Raw genomic sequence first — 20,113 nt, forward strand, 5'->3', positions numbered from 1 at the left:
GTGAAAGCGGCTTTCTTTAATGCGGACATTCAATATGCTCTCACAAGTTTTCGAGATAAGTCTTTACCGCTTTTCTTCCTTTCAAAGCTATGACTTTTTTCTGCCCTCCAATTTCCTGAAAATCTTGCAGTCTCTTATACATTTTCTTCTTCCTTGCATGATAGGTGGTTACGATAAATTTAATAAACTCAAAGTCAAGCTTATCCGGACAGCCTTCTCCGAGGTCGGGTCTTGATTTCCCCCTATGAATCAACCATCTTTTAAACACACGATATAAACAGATGGATAAAGGCATGTCTATATAAATGATGGTATCAGCCTTATCTGCGCGAATTCGATAAGTGGATTGGTAGTTGCCTTCTAAAATCCATTCCTCCTGGTTCATCGCTTCTTGCTGTCTTCTTGTAAAATCCTCAACACTCGCCTCTTTCCAACCCGGCTCCCAATAAAAGCGGTCTAAATGGTACACATTGATTCCAAGCTTTTCTCCTAACTTACGTGCAAACGTTGATTTACCAGCGCCGGCCGATACTCCCATTACCATAATCCGCTTCACTTATATGCCCCCTTATCTTTTTCCTAAAGAAAAACCTTCAAAGAGACGCCCACCATACGGGCGTAATACATCTTTAACTAAATTCATGACCAGTTCTTTTTCATCATTCCTGAAATAACAATCAAACGTATAAAACAACCGCTCCGCAAACTTCTTATCAAACTGCCTCAAAGCCCGTGCCCACCATTTGGATGAGCCGACCCACTGATTGTTTGTCCTTAATATAAACTCCGCTGTCAATTCTGCAAGAGTCTGGGCAATAAACATTCCTTCTGCCCGATCTTCACAGCCTATAAAATCATCAAGAGTGTCCGTTAAAAAATACCTTTTTGAACGAATGTCTTCTTCTGTCCAGGGCGCAGGCCCTTGTTCTAAGATTTGGGCTGCTTCCTGCTTCAACACCTTCACTCGTACATCCTTTTTAATAATGATCCCTTCTGCGACCATACGGGGCAGGGAAGGCCGGGCTCGTTCTATATCACTTTTGTAGAACTCTTTATAAGAGGTGAAATTGTGGGCAAAAACTTCTATAGGCCAACCGTATTCATACAAAGATTCTCGATAGGAAGAGGGAAGCCTTTCATCAAACACGACAATATCCAAATCAGATGTTTCCGTTCCTTCCCCTCGGACGACACTTCCTGCCAGCAGTGCTGCCTGGCATTCTGGGAAGTGATTGTTCACGAATTTCCTGGCAGCCTCTTTTCCCTTAAGTTTCTCTGTCATCTGTTTACACCCACTCTATCCAGGATTTGTTTGGCTCTTTCATCTAGCTTCATAGGCAGATCTTGCATGGGAAAATACTGTAGAGACAAACTCTCCCCGTCAACCATCTTCAGTTTACCGTTGCATTGTGTGACGATAAATACGGCAATTACATTGTAGACTTCATCACCATTTGGATACTTAAAATAGAAATTTTCACCGGATAATGTCTCGATATGTTCAAAGTAGTCAGCAGTGAGTCCTGTCTCCTCAAAAAGCTCTCGTCTTGCTGTCTCTACGAAACTCTCCCCAGGTTCCATCGCTCCTCCTGGCAATCCCCATTCATTAGTGTCTGAGCGTAATTGCAGGAGCACACGGTTCTGCTTGTCTTGTACAATAACGGTCGATCCAACAATAATAAAAGGTCTTGTCCCTATCAAGCTTCTAACTTCCTTCACATACTCCACTGTAAAACACCTCTTTTAAAGTTACTAAACCTTTCTTTTGATGGGGTGGAAATATAAAACTCACGGATAAGTGTTAGGGTTGGCTGGAAAACAACTCGCTTTCCTGCGGGGGAACTGGAAAGCCTCCTCAGTCGCTTTGCTCCTTGTGGGGTCTCTCCTAGCTCCTTCTCCCGCGGGAGTCTCGCTGTTTTCCAACCAACCCATCTGTGATGTGGCCTCACTCACCCAACTCTTCTAGGAGACATGGATAGAGAAAAGAATAAGAGGTCAATTGTTCAGGTTAGTAGTTACTGGACTCACTTATCGTAAAACGCTAGGGTTATATCGGCATTTTGAAGAATTTAAGTGGTGGATAGCTTTTCTTTCGCCAATAACCTCTTCATTTTTGTGTTTCCGTTTTTCACAGAGAGCGGAAGGAGGTCCGGGAAATGGCGAGACTTCTGTGGGATGAGCATGACAGGTGAGACCCCGGAGAGCGACAGCTCGAGGAGGCTCAGCGCATGTCCACGGAAAGCGAGCCATTTCCCGGACCTCCTGCATCTATCTATGGCAACGGAAAACTTCTAACCTCGAATTCAAGTCTTCCACTCCCCCCCCTTATGAACAATACATATGAAACAACATTTTTACTCTGAAAATCTATGAAGCTTAATTTTATCATAACTGGAAAATTATCACTTAATAAAAGGTGAGAAGTGTGTTGCTTTTGAGATGCTTTCAATTGAAGATTATCCTTTGCCCAATTACACTTGCTATAAAGTCTTCTTAGAAAGGAAGGTAGATGTATGGGACAAGCAATTGCAGGAAAAGTTGCCTATATTACAGGATCCGGTCGTGGAATCGGACGCGCAACAGCTCTGGAACTCGCGAAAGAGGGCGTTCATGTGGGGCTGGTTGCTCGAACGGAAAGCCAGCTTAAAGAAGTAGCAGAAGAAGCGAAAAAGTATGGGGTACAAACGAGTGTGGCTACCGCAGACATTGCTAACATGGATGAGGTCGAACGTGCCATAGACTTGTTGAAAAATGAAATTGGCCCTGCTGACATTTTAATCAATAATGCCGCAGTAGGAAGCTATGGTTCACTGCTTGAAGCAGATCCAGATGAATGGAAAAAAACGATAGAAGTTAACGTCTTTGGCACCTATCATGTAACCCGCGCTGTCTTGCCTCAACTCATCGAGAAGAACAAAGGGGATATTATCAATATCTCTTCCAGTAGTGGGTTGAAGGGCACAGCAGGTTCAACGGCATACAGTGCTTCCAAATTTGCCGTTCAAGGGATGTCAGAAGCCCTTATGCAAGAATTAAGAAGGAATAATATCAGAGTGCAAACACTAAACCCAAGCCGAGTAGCGACGGATATGGGCTTCGGAGATCAATTGAGTGAAGCCGATAAAGAAAAATTCATGCAGCCAGAAGATCTAGCTGAATATATGGTAGCCCAACTGAAACTGCATCAGCGCATCTTCATTAAGCAATCTCTTCAGTGGGCGACTAACCCGTTTTAAAGGAATGAAGCTGGAACAAAAGCATTCGATCTAATGGAAAAGCCGAACAATGTGTGGATACATTCGTTCGGCTTTTCCTTTGTTCAGTAAGTACCGCTTCTTTTATTCTACTACTTGGCTATTTAAGGATGGGTGTAAATAAATGAACGTAGCTACAGTAGAGATCACACCACCTAATATAATAGGGAACCCCGTACTCACGTGTTCTCCTAGTACACCGGCTAGAAAAGCAGCGACGGGCATGGACACCCATGTTATAAACCGGCTTGTTGCTTGCACACGGCCCAAAAGCCTGTCGGGTGTGAGAACCTGCCGAATCGTTACGATACATGGACTCATGATTGCTGCTGAAATTGTCCCCACTAGATTCATTATGGCTAAACTAATAAACGTCTGGCTAATCCCGAATAAAATAATAGAAATGCCTCCTATGAACCCAGCAGTAAATAAAATTGTCCGATAGGTGAAAGTCTCTTTTAATAGATTCGTGACCAGCGAACCGACCACTGCCCCTCCCCCACCAATCGAAAGCAGCCAGCCAATTTGAGCGGCACTTAGTTCCACTGATAACTTTAGATGGACAATCATCATTGTTAAAAACAAAGTTGTACCAAATACAGAGAAAAACATAGCAAGATTCGTGTATAAGATAGGCTTTTGATTTTTTACAAACACAAATCCCTCTTTAATTTCAGCCCCCCATGTTTTAGGATCCTCACCGTGGCCTACTTCAGCAAGTTTTAGACTCAAGACAGTTAGAAAACCAACGAAAAAACTGACACTATTCAAAAGAAGCGCCCACCCTGGATGGAAGAAACTCACCAGGATCCCTCCTAACCCTGGGCCTATAAATACAGCCATATTAAAGATTCCTGTATTCACAGAATTTGCTAATTGTAGGTCCTTCTTTTGAACCAGCCGAGGAATCGAGGCAAATTGAGAGGTGTTATAAATTTGAGTAAGCACTCCTATCACAAGAGACCCCACATACACTTCCCACATCCATAGAGACCCGTTCATATGTAAAGCCCCCATTGCCCCAATAATAAGACCTCTAAGTAAATCACAGACTAATAAAAGTGATTTTCTATTAAAACGATCGGCAATGACTCCCGCAATGGGCTGGATTAGAACAGGCAGGCGTTCTAAAGCAGCGACAATCCCCATGCTCAACGGCGACTCTGTAATAGCTAAGACAATTAAGGGTAATGCAATCATGTAGATTTGATCCCCGAAGAAGGACACCAGGTTTCCCCCAATAAACCTGAAAACCTGGCTATTCTTTTTAAACTCCGGAGCTTTCTGTACGGTCTCGAACTTTTCCTCAAGCTGATTCATTGATTTAGTCATTCTCCAAAAATACATTTAGTTCTTTTGGCAAAGTGGTGAGAGCTTGAACATTTAATTCGTAACGTGATGATGGTGCGGCTACCAGCCTGGCTAATTTCAATAATTTTAAATGGTGATGGACGGTTGTTTTTCCCATCTCTAATTTTTCCGTCAGCTCCTGTAAGGTCATGCTTTTCTCGTTTAATAGTTTTAGGATGCGAAGCCGGGTTTCGTCTCCCAAAGCTTTATATTTTTGCACGAGCATTTGATTAGGAACATAAGGGTCGTTAGGTTGAATACTTTCATTTGCGACGGGATAATAAAATACCTTCGCTCCTTCGATATCCGCTTCAACGTTCCAGGGTCTGTAGATATACTGTGGGATCAGCATCACCTTATAAACGCTAGGTTCTGGTCGATATGTTATTCCGTTTGTTGCCCATTCGACAAAAGCTTCAGCCTCAAGCTTTTCTTCCATCGCTTTTTTTGACTCTACATCTCTTGCTAGTAGACGTGACATTTCTTCCTGGTTTGGTTGAATAACCGTTCCCAGCCACCCTTCCATCACTTCAACCAAGTGATTCTTCAATTTTCCTACGTCTGTATCGCAGATGAACGAAATATATTCAGGAAAAAAAGCATTTTCATTGGTTAGCTTTTGTAATTCTCTCACCGCCTCTATAGAACCTTGTGCAGCCTGTCTTCTTTTATGTTGGTAGCTTTCACCAAAATAAGGGATGGAGATGAATCTTAAATCGTTTGAGGGAAGATCTTTGATGTAGGAACGGAACTCCTTCATTGTTTGGAAGTCTTTTTGATGGAGCAGCTGAAGCAATGTTTTCCACGTATTTTTCTCTCGGACATATTGAACTTCAGCTTCTAATGATGGGCTCAAGGAATTTCTAATTTCCTCCCAATTTTCTTTTGGATACTCAAGCGTTTGAATTAAGGCATCATTCGTGATCGCAGCAAGTCCTAAGGCTGCCTCCCATAATAAGGATTGTTTCAATTCTATGCGGTACGTTTCTCTTCCCTTTGTACTCGTAGAAAATAATTCCATTATTATCACCTCACTCATATTCTAAACTTATAGAATTTATTATTCAATTTATTTCGTATGACTACTCAAAAAAACACTCCCACTGCAGAAGGGAGTGCTAGTTTTGATATAGAGTGCACTGATACCTGGTCACACCTTTATACTTTTCACCAAGGCTTTTCACTTCAAATCCAAGTTTCTGATAAAAGCCTACTGCCTCATCATCCGTTTCAGCCGATAACTCTCTTAGCTTATATTGTTCAAGGATAAACTCAACCATGCTTTTACCGATCCTCTGTTTCCTATAACCCGGCGAGACTGCAATTTGTTGGATGACAGCATTGTAGTTAGTAGTGAACTTTATTCCCATGCACCCGGCAAGCATTCCCTCCTTTTCGTATAGAAATAGGGATTGTTCTTCTGATTTAAGATACTGAAAGAGCGCTTGTTCTGCTTTACCTTCTGATGTCGCTAAGCAAAGGAGAGGCTTAATGGCTTGATAATCATCGGTTGAGGTGAACCTTCTCATCCTCACTGCCTCCTTTTTAAAACAATCGTTTGATTAAGTGAGTGAATGGATAACCGCTTCAATAGAAAGATAAAAACTATGTAAATGAAACCTTTTTCGCAGATTTCTAAACTATCTTTCAGCCTGTATTAAGAACCTGTGCTGCCTTACTTCAAAATATCCTCTGTCTTTTATTATTTCATTAATAGAGTAGAGTTCATCCTGGTAGTCTTCCAAGTTGAAATCAGGAACCTGCCACGGAATAGCTTTTAAGTAATAAACAAGGGCACCGATATCGAAAAAACGTTGAACAGGATAATCTTCACGGATCGTTACCACCTTGAACTCCTGAGCTTTCAATCCATTCATAGCTTCAGTCAGATTCCAATCTTTGTATTGATTCTCTTTTGCATGAAGGGCTTCATTGATCTGCAGGCAATCAAGCCCGCCCACCTGTTGAGTCAAAAACGTCCCTCCTGGTTTTAAAACTCTTTTCACTTCTGAGGGATCAAACGACTCGTGCTTATTTACAATTAAATCGAACCTATTGTCTTCAAAAGGAAGTTTGTCATCTTCATTGATTTGTACTATCTTCACCCCTAAAGGCTCAAGACGATTTTTTGCAACCGGAAGATTGGGCTCGTAGCCTTCTGTTGCAGCTGTATAATCAGGCAAAGGACGCAATTGTGATAGGAACTCTCCGCCGCCCGTGCCCATATCAAGCATAGCTTCTGTATTTCTCATCAACCTTCGTACTTTACTCCCGTAAGACCATGATAAAGCTCCGCTTTGAATCCTGCCTGTTCCACTAACATAAGAAAAATCCCAACCACTGAATTCCTCGTCCATTTCCTTCAATTCTTCTAAAAATAGCTCATCCCTCTTCATCTTTCGCCCTCCCTCTCCCTATTGCTTGTATTCATCATACCATTATTTTCTTACCCCCCATCTCTTTTCCTATACATCCGACTCCCATCCCGAATCACCTCTGCGATAATCAGTAAATAAGTCCCTTTCATTCCCAATTATGCATAATGTTTATAAATTCGGGAACGAGGTATTAGTGAAAGACTTTGAATTTATTTATAAGTAAAACTTAACTGGAGGTATACGGCCATGAGAAGGTCATTAATATCCTTGATTTTGCCCTCTTTTAACGAAGAGGAAAACATACCATTAATTTATGAGAACCTGCATCACATCATGGCATTGGTAAACTATGATTACGAATTAATCTTCATTGATGACGGAAGTGAAGACCAGACGCTTGAGTATATTCAGGATCTGGGAAGAAAACATCCACATGTAAAATATGTTTCATTTACAAGGAACTTCGGAAAAGAGGCTGCTCTATTAGCGGGTCTCGAAAAATCTAATGGTGATGCAGTCATCATAATGGATGCTGATTTGCAGCACCCGGCTTTTCTCATTCCTGAAATGATCCAGGGATATGAAGAAGGCTACGATCAAGTCATCGCAAAGCGGAACCGTAATGGGGAATCCCCCTTACGAAAAACCCTCTCCACACTTTTTTACAAAGGAATTAATCAATTAGTTGATGTCACGCTTAAAAATGGGATCGGCGATTTCCGTTTGCTGAGCCGCCCTGTAGTGAATGATATATTAAAATTAAGTGAAGGAAACCGCTTTTCGAAAGGATTATTCGCGTGGGTTGGTTATGAGGAAAAAGTAATTAATTACGAGAACGTCGCCCGCCAATCAGGTTCTTCGAAATGGTCGCTTTCTAAACTGCTGAACTACGCAATCGATGGGCTTGTATCATTTAATACAAGACCACTGCGTATATGCTTGTACACAGGGATGTTGATCTTATTAATGTCACTCGGGTACATCGCCTTCATATTCGTGCAGATTGTAAGAAACGGCATTGATGTGCCAGGCTATTTCAGTACGATATCTGCTATTCTCTTCCTCGGAGGAGTCCAGCTGCTCAGTCTAGGCGTCATTGGTGAATATATTGGAAGAATGTACAACGAAGTGAAGCGGCGTCCGCACTATTTAGTAAAGGAATCCAACATTCATGATTCAAAAAATAAAGTCTCTCAATAATGAGTTAACCCGGTTTATCCTGGTCGGAGGAATCAATACACTCAATTACTATTTCATCTTTCTACTGCTTCACAACCTCCTCCGGGCTCATTATATGGTCGCTCACATTACCGGGTTTTTGGTCAGCTTTGTCATCTCGTTTTACTTGAATACGTATTTTACGTACAGGGTGAAGCCGACCTTAAAAAAATTTTTACAATTTCCATTGACGCAAGTGGTCAACCTCTCGACCTCATCCTTTCTCGTCTATGCATTAGTCGAGTGGTTTGCCCTGAATAGTAACCTTGCACCAATCATCGCCGTATTCTTCACAGTACCCATCACATTCATTGTGACAAGTAAAATATTAAAGCAGTAATGGTGGTAGCCTATGAAAAAATTTCTTTGGATCTTATTAGGGAGCCTCTTGGCTGCAAGCCTATCGCATCTTTTTTTCTTGCAAGAGTGGGCGGACGGCGGCTATATGGCTGGACCGAACGACGGCTTGAACCAAATGCTTCCTTTCAAACAATTAATCTATGAAAATTATACAAAAGGCAATTTCTTTTACTCTTTCGAATTCGGGTTTGGCGGAGGCATATACGGACAGCTCGGCTACTACTTTTCAACCAACCTTTTCTTCCTTTTGACGATTGTAGTCGTTTTCCTGCTTGAACTCATGCACATCATCAATGCTCCTGATGTGCTGTTTTGGGCGCAATTGACTGTCTTCACCAGTATCCTGAGAATGGCAACAGTGATGATCATAACCACTTATGTATTCCGTTACTTTTCCGTTCGTGCTTTGCCCGCTTTTGCTGGTGCAGCTCTGTATGGATCCAGTGTCATCTACTTCCGTCACGTTATCTATTGGGAGTTTTTCGCAGACGCGTTTTTATTTATTCCTATACTTGTTTTAGGCGTAGAAAAAATCATCCGCGAACAAAAACCAGGCTGGTTTCTTTTTGCGGTAGCTGTCACCTTGTTCAACAATTTTTATTTTTCTTACATATCGCTGCTATTCATCGGTATCTACATATTGGTCCGCTGGTTCATTCCATTGGAAAAGCGCGAGACGGGGAAATTAAAGCAAGTGAAGCTCTATTTAATTTCAGGAAGTCTAGGATTCGGTTTAGGCTCACTTGCGTTCATTCCGACTGTCTATGCTTACTTAAACAACTACAGGCCTGCTTTTAACCAGCAAAGACCACTGCTTAACCTTTCTGACAATATTTTGCTCGACAGCCGGACGTTTTTACTCGCTGGTGTTGTCGTCATTTTCTTGTTCCTGTTTTCCTTTTACAAAAACAGGCTGTTCCGTTTCTTTGCATCCTTGACACTCCTGTTCATCGTCTTTCACTTCAGTCCTTTTATGGGTAGTGCCTTCAACGGATTCTCTGCACCTCGAAACCGCTTTGAATATGCAGGTTTTTTTGTGGCTGGGGCACTTGTAGCTGTCGGCTTACATCTCAACAGACACATAAAGAAGGCTGAGCTCTCTATAGCTGTTGTGCTCACTATATTGATGTACGGAATTTTTGCTTGGTCAGATCAGCATTACAGCATTGATCACATTTATGATGTGTATATGATTGTCCAGATTGCCGTGACAATCGCTTCAGTTTATTTAATCAGTATGCCTGACAAAAAGTTAAAGAGGGTAGGGATCTCCCTTCTCATCCTTGTTAATGCAGGCATGATGAATGCCTATCAATACGATAAGCTCTACACAGCAGGAAACATCCGGGCTACGACAAAAGATTATATCCTAAGTGATGCTTATAATTCCGAAAAGCAAAGCAAGCTCATCGAAACCATAGAAGAACAAAACAAACGTACCTTTTCCCGAGTGGAATGGAGAGGGATGGACGACAAAAACAATATGCCGCTTATCCAAGACTTTCAGGGTACGAGCGTATATTCCAGCATTTTAAATAAAAACATATTGTTTTGGTATTATGACAGCCTGGAAATCGATATGAAACGTGAAAGCATCAGCCGTTATTCCGGCTTTGGAGATCGCGCCAATCTCTACAGCCTAATGAGAGGGAATTATATTGTTACTCATGAAAATAAGGAGAGGAATATGCCTTATGGATTTGAACCCTTCCTTTCAGACGGTGGCTATCAAGTGTATCAAAATACCAATAAGCTCCCATTCGTACGAACGACAAGTACGGTTTACAGTGAACGTTCTCTTGAAGATACATCCGTGGTCGGAAGAGAACATGCAATGCTGCAAGGGATCATATTAGAAAACCCGAAACAAACTACAGCGTCTCTCGAGCCGCTTCCAAACCTTATGGATCAGGCTGAAGTTGAAAGCGTCCGCTCTACTTATAAAGACGGCCAGCTGAATGTGGAAGAAAAAACAGGCGGTATTGATTTGAAGTTTTCTAACGTGCCTGAGACAGCCGAGGATCTGTATGTCTCGTTTTATTTAAAAAACAATGTCAAGGAAGCTCCGTGGTTCCCTTTACATGTGAATGACTTTGAAACGTCGAGAAAATCCAGGGAATCTTTCTATCGTACAGGGATTAATAACATCACGATCAGGGTGCCTAAAGAAAAGAAGATCTCGATCAGAGTGCCTAAAGGCAGTTATCAACTGAAAGACATAGAGGTTTATTCTGAGGATTATAAAGTACTTGAGAAGGCATCCAGAGAGACACCACAGCCTGCAAACGCTGAAGTAAATGGAAATCAGGTGAATGTCCAATTGGATAATCAAAAAAATCATCGTTATTTGACCATCCCTGTTCCTTATGAAAAAGGCTGGCATGTAAAAGTGAACGGGGAACAAAAGGACATCTTGAAAGCGAATTATGCCTTACTTGGTGTAGAACTGGAGGAAGGTAAGAATGACATTACTTTCACGTACCGTCCACCTTACTTTTCAATCCTATCTATCCTTTCTATTCTATCTTTGATTGTTTCACTGATATGGCTGAGAAAAAGAGGACGATAAGCTAAACCCCCATGGATGAAGTGAAACATCCATGGGGGTTCTTTGTCTAAGATAAGTTTTGACTCCAATCAATCGTTGCTTCCCCTTCAAGGAACCGCTCGGAATCCATAGCTGCCATACAACCGGTACCGGCAGCGGTAATGGCCTGACGATACTTTTGGTCTTGCACATCTCCACAAGCAAATACTCCAGGGATATTTGTATTCGTTGTTCCAGGGTCTACAAGAATGTACCCTTTTTCATCCATGTTGATTTTGCCTTGTAAGAACTCTGTATTCGGATTGTGTCCAATTGCGACGAAAATCCCATCCGTTTCAATGACTTCTTCTACCTCTGAATCATTATCCTTCACCTTGAGGCCTGTGATTTTCATGCCATCTGAAATCATTTCAACAGGTGTCTTATTTAGCGCCCAGGTAATCTTGTCATTACCTTTCGCGCGATCTTGCATAATCTTAGAAGCTCTCAGCTCATTACGGCGGTGAACGACTTGAACTTCATCCGCAAATTTAGTGAGGAAGTTCGCTTCTTCCATCGCAGAATCTCCCCCGCCGATAATAACGACTTTTTTCCCTCTGAAAAAGAATCCATCACATGTTGCACATGTGCTGACCCCGCGGCCCATGTTTTCTTTCTCACCAGGAATCTCAAGCATTTTAGCCGACGCGCCAGTCGAAATGATTAGCGTCTGGGTTTCTAATTCACCAAGACCGTCCACCGTCAATTTGAAAGGACGCTGATCAACGTTCACGTCCGTTACCCAGCCCCGCTTGAATGTTGCACCAAAACGTTCTGCTTGCTTTTTCATATTATCCATCAGCTCTGGTCCCATAATGCCATCAGGGAAGCCTGGGAAATTTTCAACTTCTGTCGTTAGCGTCAATTGTCCTCCCGGCTCCGGTCCTTCGATTACGAGCGGCTCCATATTCGCCCTTGCTAAGTAGACAGCCGCCGTAAGCCCAGCTGGGCCAGTTCCTAAAATGATCGATTGATACGTCATGAATGATCCTCCTATTCCAATAAGTAGTCCTATTCTTGTTATAGTTTGTTTCTCCTGTGGTCATTCATTCAAATAATGACTATTCGTAACTATTTATACCCGCTTCCTGGACCTCTTTAACAATTTCACCTTTCAATCCTTATGGACAAACGACCACTCTTCTTTCCTAAATTCAACATATAGTATTCATAGCAGTACTTATTTATGAGGAATAGAGGGGTGAAATTCCTATGGATAGAAGGCCGGGTTTCTGTTTATTCCCAGGTTACAACTATTGCGGCCCGGGTTGCAGTGGACCGGGGGAACCGTTGAATGCGGTCGATGCAGCCTGCAAACAGCATGATGAGTGTTATCGATATTATGGAAATTATTGCGAGTGCGACTTAGCTTTTATTGAACAATTGGAACGTTTGCAGAATCCCTATACAATTGAAGGGCGTCACGCCAGAATGATGTACAAATATATGAAGCTCCAGCGTTTTTTTACATGTTCGTTTTAGACAAAAAAAGAGAACGCTCCTTCTTTAAGGAATTCACGCTCTCTTTCTTATGATTTTCAGATGCTTATGGATAAAAAAGCACTTTAACATAAGAGACATTCTGGTGAATGAGATTTTGAAAGGTGTCTGGTCCTTTTTCCAGTGGCAATCGATGCGAGATCATCGGCTTAATGTTTAACTGCCCCGTACTCATGTAATGAAGCGTGGAGCTCCATTCTTCACCAGGAAATGGTGCTGAAATCGCATTCCAGGAGCCGATGATTTTTAACTCGTTCCGGACAATCTTTTCAAAATAAAAACGTTCCATGTCAATAGGAGCATAAGGAATGCCCATGTAAAGAACTTCCCCACCTTTTTTAGATAGAGCAAGAATCTGTTCTGAAGTGATTGGAGATCCAGCACATTCTACTGCTAAATCAACTCCAATCTGATCTGTTACTTCAGCTACTTGGTGGTGAGATGGACCATTCTTAGGGTTAACCCTTACATCCGCTCCTACTTTTTCAGCAATATCAAGCTTTCTATCATCGATATCAATGGCGATGACTTTTTTGGCACCGAAGATCCTTGCCCACTGAATAGCCAATAATCCAATGCTTCCGCAACCCATAATGGCTACAGTCGCCCCGGGATGAATGCTCGTACGATAAAACCCGTGAGCGACAACAGAGGATGGTTCAATCATGGCCGCCGTATCATAATCAACATTTTCCGGGAGAAGAAGGACATGCTTAGCAGGTAAATTAACAAACTCTGCATAAGCTCCGGGGTGGCGAGCTCCTATCACAGTAAGTTTTTCGCATTGCGATAAATTCCCTTTTAAACAGCTATGGCAAGTCCCACAGTAAAAGGTAGGGCAGCCGGAAACTCGATCACCAACTTTAATTCTTTCAACAGCTGGACCTACTTCTACGACTTCACCAGCGAATTCATGACCAAACGTCATTCCTTCTACATATGGCCCTAGCTTTTTATATCGGGAAATATCCGACCCGCAAACCCCGACGGCTTTCACCTTAATCACAACATCATCTTCTTTTTCAATGACGGGTACAGGTGTATCTTCAAATCTTATATCCTGTTCACCATAAAGGTTTAAGGTTTTCATGTTTCTCACCTTTTCTTAGTTACAATTTTCAGCTTCTCTTTCATGTCGTTTTTTTCCACTTGCTAGTTTGTACAGGGCTCCTCCTATGACGATCGCATTAAAGAGCATTTGATGTTCAAAATAGTAATCTCCGATGGCTCGCATAGGTCCTAGCATGAATTCTAAGAACACATCTACCATGTATAAAACCTCATTTCTTTTACTCGACAGGAGTTAATAAAACTTTAATAGCTTCTCCGCTTTTAATCGCTTGGTAAGCTTGCTCCCATTGTGTAATCGGATACTCATGAGTAACGAGCGACTGAGCGTTCACTCGACCGCTGTTCATCAATTCAAGAGAGGGTTCCCAATCGGCTGACTTTTGACTTCTGCTGCCTACTACTCTGATTTCCTTCTGAATAATTTTTTCAAGGTCAAAAGAAACCTCTGAATGAGGGAAGATTCCCACTTGTCCATATTGCCCTTTTTTCTTTAACAAATCCAATGCCTGATTAGCTGCTTGAACGGCTCCTGAACATTCAAAAACAACATCTGCTCCATAACTATCTGTTAGCTTGTTTACCAACTCTTTAAGGTCTTGCTCTTGAATATTAACTGCATAGTCTATTCCCAGTTCCTCTGCTTTTTTAAGACGGATTTGGTCGTTAGACAGTCCAGCAATGATGATTCTGGCACCTCTGCTTTTTGCCACCTGAGCTGTAAATAAACCAATAGGGCCAGGACCAATTACAACAACAAGGTCTCCCTCATTAATCTCAGTCTTATCCACTGCATGGTGAGTACAAGCAAGCGGCTCGGTCATAGCAGCTGACCGATCATCTACGTGTTCCGGAAGATGATGAACACTTTGCTTCCGTGCAATCAAATATTTCGCAAACCCACCATCCTGCTGCGTTCCAAGCCCTTTCCTGTAATTACAGAGATTATAATCACCGTTTTTACAGTACTCACATGTTCCACACACATAAAAGGTGGTTTCGGATGTTACACGGTCACCTATTTTAAATTCGGTCACTCCTTCTCCTATATCGACAACAACACCTGAGAATTCATGGCCTAAGGTGACAGGTACTTTCACTTTGTAATGCCCTTCATAAGTATGAATATCAGACCCACAAACTCCTGCATACTTAACCTCTATTTTCACTTGACCATCGCCAACGACCGGCTCCTGTTTTTCTTGAATTTCCAGATTTCCAAACCCAAGCTCTGTTTTTACGAGTGCTTTCAATCTTATTCCTCCTAGAGATCAGTTAATTGAACAAGCTAAATACTTTGAAAATGATCCAGTTTACAAGATTTCCTCCCTGGTCAATACTTGAAATCTTTGCGGACCCTTCCGGCATATTAAAGTCAGCATTGACTGCCATTTCAGTGAAGACTGGAGCTACATCGGTAGCCATATAAAGGGAAAGAGCAATCATCAATGTTCCTACAATGACTGAATGGACGATATTTCCTCGTGCCGCTCCAACGATAAAGGCCACTACAAACGGGATCGTAGCTAAATCACCGAATGGTAAAAGAGAATTCCCAGGTAATACAACAGCTAGGACAACAGTAATTGGTACAAGAATTAATGCTGTGGAGATAACGGCTGGGTGCCCTAAAGCGACAGCAGCATCCAGACCTATATATATTTCTCGATCACCAAATCTTTTAGATAACCATTGACGGGCGGACTCTGACACTGGCATTAATCCTTCCATAAGAATCTTGACCATTCGTGGCATAAGCACCATAACGGCTGCCATTGCCATTCCGATTTCAATAACTTCTCCTACACTGTAGCCCGCCAGCACACCAATCGCAGCACCTAAAAATAAGCCGATGAAAATGGATTCCCCGAAGATCCCAAACCGCTTTTGAATGGTGTCCGGATCTGCATTCCAATTTTTAACGCCTGGAACTTTATTCAGCCACCTGACTAATATAATTCCAGGAGCATACGAAATTGTACTTCCTGTTGCAATGGAAACACCTGGCAAGTCGAAGAATTCACCGACCATAGGGGCTGTCCAATCTGCTACTTTAAGACAAACAATTTGGAAGATGACAGCAGCAATTAGTCCTTGTACAATGCTGCCGGATATCGCATAAACCATAGCGGCCATAAACGTATAGTGCCAAAAATTCCATATATCAACGTTCATTGTTTTCGTTGTTTTGGTTAGGAGCATAATCACATTCACTACAAGCCCTAAAGGAATAATGAATGCCGCTACAACAGAGGCCCAGGCTATAGAAGATGAGGCCGGCCATCCTACGTCAATCACATTTAAATCGACGCCTAACCGATCTACCATTCCTTGCGCAGCTGGCCCTAAATTATTTACCAACAAATCAACGACTAAGAATATACCGACAAAAGCAACACCGATTGTCAGTCCAGACCGAAATGCTTTTCCTGGTTTCTGTCCGAACAGTAATCCTAATAAAAAGATGGCAACGGGCAAGATGACCGTGGCCCCTAAATCTAAAAAACCTTGTACGATGTCGACGAAACCTTGCATGAATAATCCTCCCTCTTTCTTTCAGTTACCCAGACGGACCTTTATTTTTGGAGTTCTTGTAATATTTCTTTTTTCGTATCCTCAGTGCCAATTCCAGTTAGAAATGACCGAGCGTTAATTACTGGAAATGGATAATCCTTCTGAGTCATTGCTGTCGTTACTAATAGGTCTGCAGTGTCGACGTAACCACCAACTTCTGATATCTTGATCTGGACAAGATCAACACTTAAATTGTTCTCTTTCGCCATCTCTTCAATAGCTCCATTCACTACTGTTGACGTTGCAATACCTGCGCCACATGCGACCAACACTTGTTTCTTTGCCATAATTATTTCTCTCCTTCTTTTTTCATATTTTCAAAGAATTTATTTTTGAAGCGCTGTCAAAATTTCTTTTTTCGTATCTTCTGTGCCGATTCCAGTTAAAAATGATCGAGCATTAATTACTGGAAATGGATAATCCTTCTGAGTCATTGCTGTCGTTACTAATAGGTCTGCAGTGTCGACGTAACCACCAACTTCTGATATCTTGATCTGGACAAGATCAACACTTAAATTGTTCTCTTTCGCCATCTCTTCAATAGCTCCATTCACTACTGTTGACGTTGCAATACCTGCGCCACATGCGACCAACACTTGTTTCTTTGCCATAATTATTTCTCTCCTTCTAGTGCACCAAAATCTAATTTTTCTTCCATTAGATCTCTGATGCTTGTTTTATTCTGGTCATTCAAAATAGATAACAATACATCTTCATTTTGGAATACCTTCATCAACTGCTGAAGTAATGATAATTGGGAATGAGCTTCATCCATGGCTAACAAAAATACAATTTGAACTGGGATCGTTTCCTTATCATCGCCCATGACTCCAAAATCGACTGTATTTTTCAATACTCCAACACTTATCGTTTTCCGATTGACATGTTCAACATCAGTATGCGGGATGGCAACCGCTACCCCTGCTGTCGGTAGCCCCGTCGCATATTCTTCTTCTCGAGCTATGATAGCTGGGGGAAAAGTTTCTTTCACTAACTTTTGCTCCACGAGGTTCCTGCTCATAACTTCTAACACATCTTCTTTTGAATTTGCCTCTACACCAAGTAGAATGACGGACTCATTAAAGTAGATTTCGCTCATTTTATTCACCACATTATTAATAATATTGTTACTGGAATGTTATTCAGTGGAATAGGTCTGGATCAAGTCCTGGATTTCTTTAAAGTCGTTGGACTCTATGATTCTGTTCCTATCTTTTTGCGACCCTGCTAAGTTCATCAATTGCATCAATGCATGCATATGTTTTTTCTTATCTACTGCCGAAATGACCACTATGATGTGAACAGTTTCTTCTGCAGTAAACGAGACCCCTTCCTCTACTTTCAATAAGCTCATTCCGACTTTCTTTACCCCATCCTCTGGAGCAGCATGTGGAATAGCCAGGTGAGGAGCTATAACAATATAAGGATCCCTTGCTTGGTGAACCATAGCCTCGACGTAGCGCGATTCTACATACCCATTCCGGACCAAAGGTTTAGAAGCTAGCCGAATGGCTTCCTCCCATGATGGGACAGATTCTTTAATAGAGATGTGCTCGGCGGGAAGGAGATCGTCTAAGTGAATATCCTTGCTTTGAACACTTTGCTTAATGGATGACTCTTCATCACGGTGTACATAAGAGTGCAACTCCTCCACTAACGCCTTTTCATCCTTAATGGACGTATGATTTCGTATAATATCCATTAGATGGTCCACATGGATGTCATTCAAAATATATCTTGAACTTCCATCATCACTTGCTTGCGAAGCCTTAACCGATCTTCCTGATCAAGGAAAGCCTGACAAGTAAACAATTTACCTTCCGCTGTCAAAGGAGTCGTAGAAAAAATAAAATCGTAATCCAATTCATATTCCATATACTCTCGTACAGATAGAGAGTCTAGAAAAACAAACTCGGGGAATAATTCTTTCAACTGGTTGAAAAGCAGTCTTGAAACAGATACCCCTTGAGGACAAACAACAATGGCTTTTACTTTCTTTTCAATGCTTTCCCCTTGTCTGGTCATCCACCCACCAATTAACATGGTCACATAGATGATTTCATTTTCTGGTATTTTTTGTCCGATATAGTCTTCCAGCGGGCTATCGATCTTATAACAAGATGGTGGACCTCTTTTAGTTCTCTCGTAATCGAATCTTGTATGGGCTGAGCTTCTGTAAGCTCGTATTTGATCCTATAGTATGCCGGACGAAGATGCTGAAAGAGCTTTTCTACCAATTGCTCTCTGTCTTGAAAATAGATACACGCACTTCTTTCAAAAGTTGGAGCATCTGCTTAACTGCTGGTACCATTTCTCCCATTGACTCTTCTTCTGAAAGGTCCTCTGAACGATAAACGTTAGTCGTCAGGAGATGGAGGGTGATGAACAACCTCTCCTTTTCAGGGATGTTCATGGTCTGAAGAATTTCTTCGGTTGCTTGAAATTCCTTTGTATTAGATACATCCTCATGCTTAACTGCAAAAGTTGAAATGACAAATCCTTTTTCTATTCTTCTTAAAAATAAGTAAGAATATAAGGCATCGTTTCTATCTTTTCATCTGTAAATTGAATATTAAGCTTGTCTTCAAATCTCTCATCAGTTGAGTAAATTGTGTTAGTTCATCTGAAGATAAAGATGCTAATTCCTTCACCTTTTCAGACCCGCTACGCATCGGAAAGTAATTCATAAATGACTCTGATGAGTACTCTCCGAACTTGAAATTCTTTACCTTCCAGTAAATAGCCTGATTTCCTCGAGTATTTGATGGTCAAGTTATACTCATCTAGAAACGCCTGAGCTTGCTTTAAATCATGAAGAATTGTATTTTTACTAAAATCCAACTCAAACGTAAAGTGATTCAAGGAAAGTTCCTCTCTGCTGATGAGCATTAAATAATCAAATAGGTCCTTTGTCTCTCTGATAAAACAGGTGTACTTACTGATGGCCTGTCTTCACTGTTTACCTTGGTAAATATTGACTGGTCAATAATAAACTGTCCCTTGCCTGGTTCGTTCAATTTGAGGAAGGTTTTCAATCCAATAACCACTCATTTATTTTGTTGAAACTGTACCCGAGTTGTCTTCTTGTAAGGTTATATTTCTTTTCAAGAGTTGTACTAGTTATTCGTGGATTGATCACTAGGTCATGAAGAATTTTTTTTACTTCGTTCATTGTAATGCATTGTTTCCCTCCCTTCCACATTTATTGTAGCACCCACAGAAACACCTATGTATACGCTTTCATCCCAAGATAACGAACAACAAATGTACATCATCGGGATTTACTTTCTTAAAATTCTAATAATAATACATAAAAAAAGAAGCACATGTTTATACAAGTGCCTCTACTCATACATATCGCGAAGTCTCTCTAAATCTGCCAAAAACTTATGAATGTCCTCCTGACTCAACCTCACCAGTAATTGATCATATAAAGATAGAACCTGGCCATCTACTTCATCTTTATGTTTTTCTAAGTATTCATAGAGCTGATTGACTTGGTTTTCATTTAAAACCGATGTTGTCTGCAAATGTTTGACTTGGTTCAGTGTAAATTCTTCCTGCATTTCATTATACGAACCAGAAATAATCTGTCCTATTATTTCCATCCTCCATCACCTCAGGTCTTAGCTTGGACGTTTTAAAGTGATGTTAGTCATTATTTCTGCTTAGCTTCTTCCTCTTGTTTCAAAGATTCTTTCTCCACACGATCCATAAACTCTTGAACTACCTTATTATTGTTTTTCTTGCCCCCAAGTTTCATCACCGCTCTGCCAACAAAATTTGTTCCTTTATTTTGCCCTGAGTATATGAAGCGTGTGGTG

Annotated in this window: 26 protein-coding genes; 5 read left to right on the forward strand and 21 right to left on the reverse strand. The window is 41.4% G+C overall.

The features are described 5' to 3' along the window. Window positions 1-40 precede the first annotated feature (40 nt). From HM131_RS20435 to HM131_RS20445, 3 genes are read right to left on the reverse strand one after another with little or no spacing between them, the layout of a single operon-like run. A complete protein-coding gene (locus HM131_RS20435) occupies window positions 41-556 on the reverse strand; it encodes a P-loop NTPase family protein (protein ID WP_085031702.1) in 516 nt (171 codons plus the stop codon). A gap of 12 nt (window positions 557-568) precedes the next feature. Next, entirely contained in the window at window positions 569-1,282 is a 714-nt protein-coding gene (locus tag HM131_RS20440; RefSeq protein WP_085031704.1) for a nucleotidyltransferase domain-containing protein, read from the reverse strand. Further along, window positions 1,279-1,728, reverse strand: a complete 450-nt coding sequence (locus HM131_RS20445; protein WP_085031706.1) for an NUDIX hydrolase — start codon at window positions 1,726-1,728, stop codon at window positions 1,279-1,281. Before HM131_RS20445 ends, HM131_RS20440 begins: the two co-directional genes overlap by 4 nt. A 785-nt stretch (window positions 1,729-2,513) precedes the next feature. Here HM131_RS20445 and HM131_RS20450 point away from each other — a divergent pair. Next, complete coding sequence (locus HM131_RS20450; RefSeq protein ID WP_085031708.1) at window positions 2,514-3,236, forward strand: 3-ketoacyl-ACP reductase; 723 nt, start codon at window positions 2,514-2,516, stop codon at window positions 3,234-3,236. A gap of 102 nt (window positions 3,237-3,338) precedes the next feature. On the opposite strand, the gene HM131_RS20455 is transcribed toward HM131_RS20450, so the two are convergent. The 4 genes from HM131_RS20455 to HM131_RS20470 form a co-directional block, all read right to left on the reverse strand. Further along, window positions 3,339-4,574: an MFS transporter gene (locus HM131_RS20455; RefSeq protein WP_085031710.1), complete on the reverse strand. Its 1,236-nt coding sequence runs from the start codon at window positions 4,572-4,574 to the stop codon at window positions 3,339-3,341. A gap of 4 nt (window positions 4,575-4,578) precedes the next feature. Then, window positions 4,579-5,625: an ArsR/SmtB family transcription factor gene (locus HM131_RS20460; RefSeq protein ID WP_085031712.1), complete on the reverse strand. Its 1,047-nt coding sequence runs from the start codon at window positions 5,623-5,625 to the stop codon at window positions 4,579-4,581. A gap of 97 nt (window positions 5,626-5,722) precedes the next feature. Beyond that, window positions 5,723-6,133, reverse strand: coding sequence for a GNAT family N-acetyltransferase (locus HM131_RS20465; RefSeq protein WP_085026786.1), 411 nt, complete (start codon window positions 6,131-6,133; stop codon window positions 5,723-5,725). Window positions 6,134-6,244: 111 nt separating this feature from the next. Continuing rightward, a complete protein-coding gene (locus HM131_RS20470; protein WP_085026788.1) occupies window positions 6,245-7,000 on the reverse strand; it encodes a class I SAM-dependent methyltransferase in 756 nt (251 codons plus the stop codon). Between the two features lie 228 nt (window positions 7,001-7,228). Here HM131_RS20470 and HM131_RS20475 point away from each other — a divergent pair, with 228 nt between their 5' ends. From HM131_RS20475 to HM131_RS20485, 3 genes are read left to right on the forward strand one after another with little or no spacing between them, the layout of a single operon-like run. Further along, on the forward strand, window positions 7,229-8,182 hold the full coding sequence (locus HM131_RS20475; protein ID WP_085026790.1) for a glycosyltransferase family 2 protein: 954 nt from the start codon (window positions 7,229-7,231) through the stop codon (window positions 8,180-8,182). After that, window positions 8,154-8,540: a GtrA family protein gene (locus HM131_RS20480; RefSeq protein WP_085026792.1), complete on the forward strand. Its 387-nt coding sequence runs from the start codon at window positions 8,154-8,156 to the stop codon at window positions 8,538-8,540. Before HM131_RS20475 ends, HM131_RS20480 begins: the two co-directional genes overlap by 29 nt. Before the next feature lie 12 nt (window positions 8,541-8,552). After that, a complete protein-coding gene (locus HM131_RS20485) occupies window positions 8,553-11,129 on the forward strand; it encodes a YfhO family protein (protein ID WP_085026793.1) in 2,577 nt (858 codons plus the stop codon). A gap of 46 nt (window positions 11,130-11,175) precedes the next feature. Here the strand turns inward: HM131_RS20485 and trxB are convergent, their stop codons facing one another. Then, complete coding sequence (gene trxB, locus HM131_RS20490) at window positions 11,176-12,129, reverse strand: thioredoxin-disulfide reductase (RefSeq protein WP_085026795.1); 954 nt, start codon at window positions 12,127-12,129, stop codon at window positions 11,176-11,178. Window positions 12,130-12,359: 230 nt separating this feature from the next. On the opposite strand from trxB, the gene HM131_RS20495 reads away from it, so the two are divergent. Continuing rightward, window positions 12,360-12,629, forward strand: a complete 270-nt coding sequence (locus HM131_RS20495) for a phospholipase (protein ID WP_085026797.1) — start codon at window positions 12,360-12,362, stop codon at window positions 12,627-12,629. Between the two features lie 64 nt (window positions 12,630-12,693). Here the strand turns inward: HM131_RS20495 and HM131_RS20500 are convergent, their stop codons facing one another. The 13 genes from HM131_RS20500 to HM131_RS20535 form a co-directional block, all read right to left on the reverse strand. Continuing rightward, window positions 12,694-13,737 carry a galactitol-1-phosphate 5-dehydrogenase gene (locus tag HM131_RS20500; protein ID WP_085026798.1) on the reverse strand — a complete coding sequence of 348 codons (1,044 nt, stop codon included), beginning with the start codon at window positions 13,735-13,737 and terminating at the stop codon, window positions 12,694-12,696. Between the two features lie 15 nt (window positions 13,738-13,752). Then, complete coding sequence (locus tag HM131_RS21010) at window positions 13,753-13,917, reverse strand: hypothetical protein (protein WP_198162697.1); 165 nt, start codon at window positions 13,915-13,917, stop codon at window positions 13,753-13,755. 19 nt (window positions 13,918-13,936) lie between these two features. Continuing rightward, window positions 13,937-14,968, reverse strand: a complete 1,032-nt coding sequence (locus HM131_RS20505; protein WP_085026800.1) for a zinc-binding dehydrogenase — start codon at window positions 14,966-14,968, stop codon at window positions 13,937-13,939. A 22-nt stretch (window positions 14,969-14,990) separates the two neighbouring features. Beyond that, window positions 14,991-16,250, reverse strand: a complete 1,260-nt coding sequence (locus HM131_RS20510; RefSeq protein WP_085026802.1) for a galactitol-specific PTS transporter subunit IIC — start codon at window positions 16,248-16,250, stop codon at window positions 14,991-14,993. Between the two features lie 41 nt (window positions 16,251-16,291). Further along, complete coding sequence (locus tag HM131_RS20515; protein ID WP_085026804.1) at window positions 16,292-16,576, reverse strand: PTS sugar transporter subunit IIB; 285 nt, start codon at window positions 16,574-16,576, stop codon at window positions 16,292-16,294. 39 nt (window positions 16,577-16,615) lie between these two features. Further along, the gene (locus tag HM131_RS20520) at window positions 16,616-16,900 is read right to left on the reverse strand and encodes a PTS sugar transporter subunit IIB (RefSeq protein ID WP_085026806.1); all 285 of its coding nucleotides are present in this window, start codon (window positions 16,898-16,900) and stop codon (window positions 16,616-16,618) included. Between the two features lie 2 nt (window positions 16,901-16,902). After that, on the reverse strand, window positions 16,903-17,388 hold the full coding sequence (locus HM131_RS20525) for a PTS sugar transporter subunit IIA (RefSeq protein ID WP_085026808.1): 486 nt from the start codon (window positions 17,386-17,388) through the stop codon (window positions 16,903-16,905). Window positions 17,389-17,427: 39 nt separating this feature from the next. Then, on the reverse strand, window positions 17,428-17,991 hold the full coding sequence (locus HM131_RS21135) for a PTS sugar transporter subunit IIA (protein ID WP_232324836.1): 564 nt from the start codon (window positions 17,989-17,991) through the stop codon (window positions 17,428-17,430). A 23-nt stretch (window positions 17,992-18,014) separates the two neighbouring features. Beyond that, a complete protein-coding gene (locus tag HM131_RS21140) occupies window positions 18,015-18,314 on the reverse strand; it encodes a PTS sugar transporter subunit IIB domain-containing protein (RefSeq protein ID WP_232324837.1) in 300 nt (99 codons plus the stop codon). A gap of 20 nt (window positions 18,315-18,334) precedes the next feature. After that, a complete protein-coding gene (locus HM131_RS21295; protein ID WP_332308724.1) occupies window positions 18,335-18,526 on the reverse strand; it encodes a PRD domain-containing protein in 192 nt (63 codons plus the stop codon). Next, window positions 18,520-18,702 (reverse strand): hypothetical protein, encoded by a 183-nt coding sequence (locus tag HM131_RS21300; protein ID WP_232324838.1) that lies wholly within the window; start codon window positions 18,700-18,702, stop codon window positions 18,520-18,522. The genes HM131_RS21295 and HM131_RS21300 overlap by 7 nt, the downstream gene beginning before the upstream one ends. A 251-nt stretch (window positions 18,703-18,953) precedes the next feature. Further along, the gene (locus HM131_RS21155; protein WP_232324839.1) at window positions 18,954-19,151 is read right to left on the reverse strand and encodes a helix-turn-helix domain-containing protein; all 198 of its coding nucleotides are present in this window, start codon (window positions 19,149-19,151) and stop codon (window positions 18,954-18,956) included. Window positions 19,152-19,633: 482 nt separating this feature from the next. Next, window positions 19,634-19,897: a hypothetical protein gene (locus tag HM131_RS20535; protein WP_085026812.1), complete on the reverse strand. Its 264-nt coding sequence runs from the start codon at window positions 19,895-19,897 to the stop codon at window positions 19,634-19,636. Between the last annotated feature and the right edge of the window lie 216 nt (window positions 19,898-20,113).

Origin of the sequence: Halobacillus mangrovi (genome assembly GCF_002097535.1) — a bacterium.
In the GTDB taxonomy this organism is placed as follows: Bacteria; Bacillota; Bacilli; order Bacillales; family Halobacillaceae; genus Halobacillus; species Halobacillus mangrovi_A.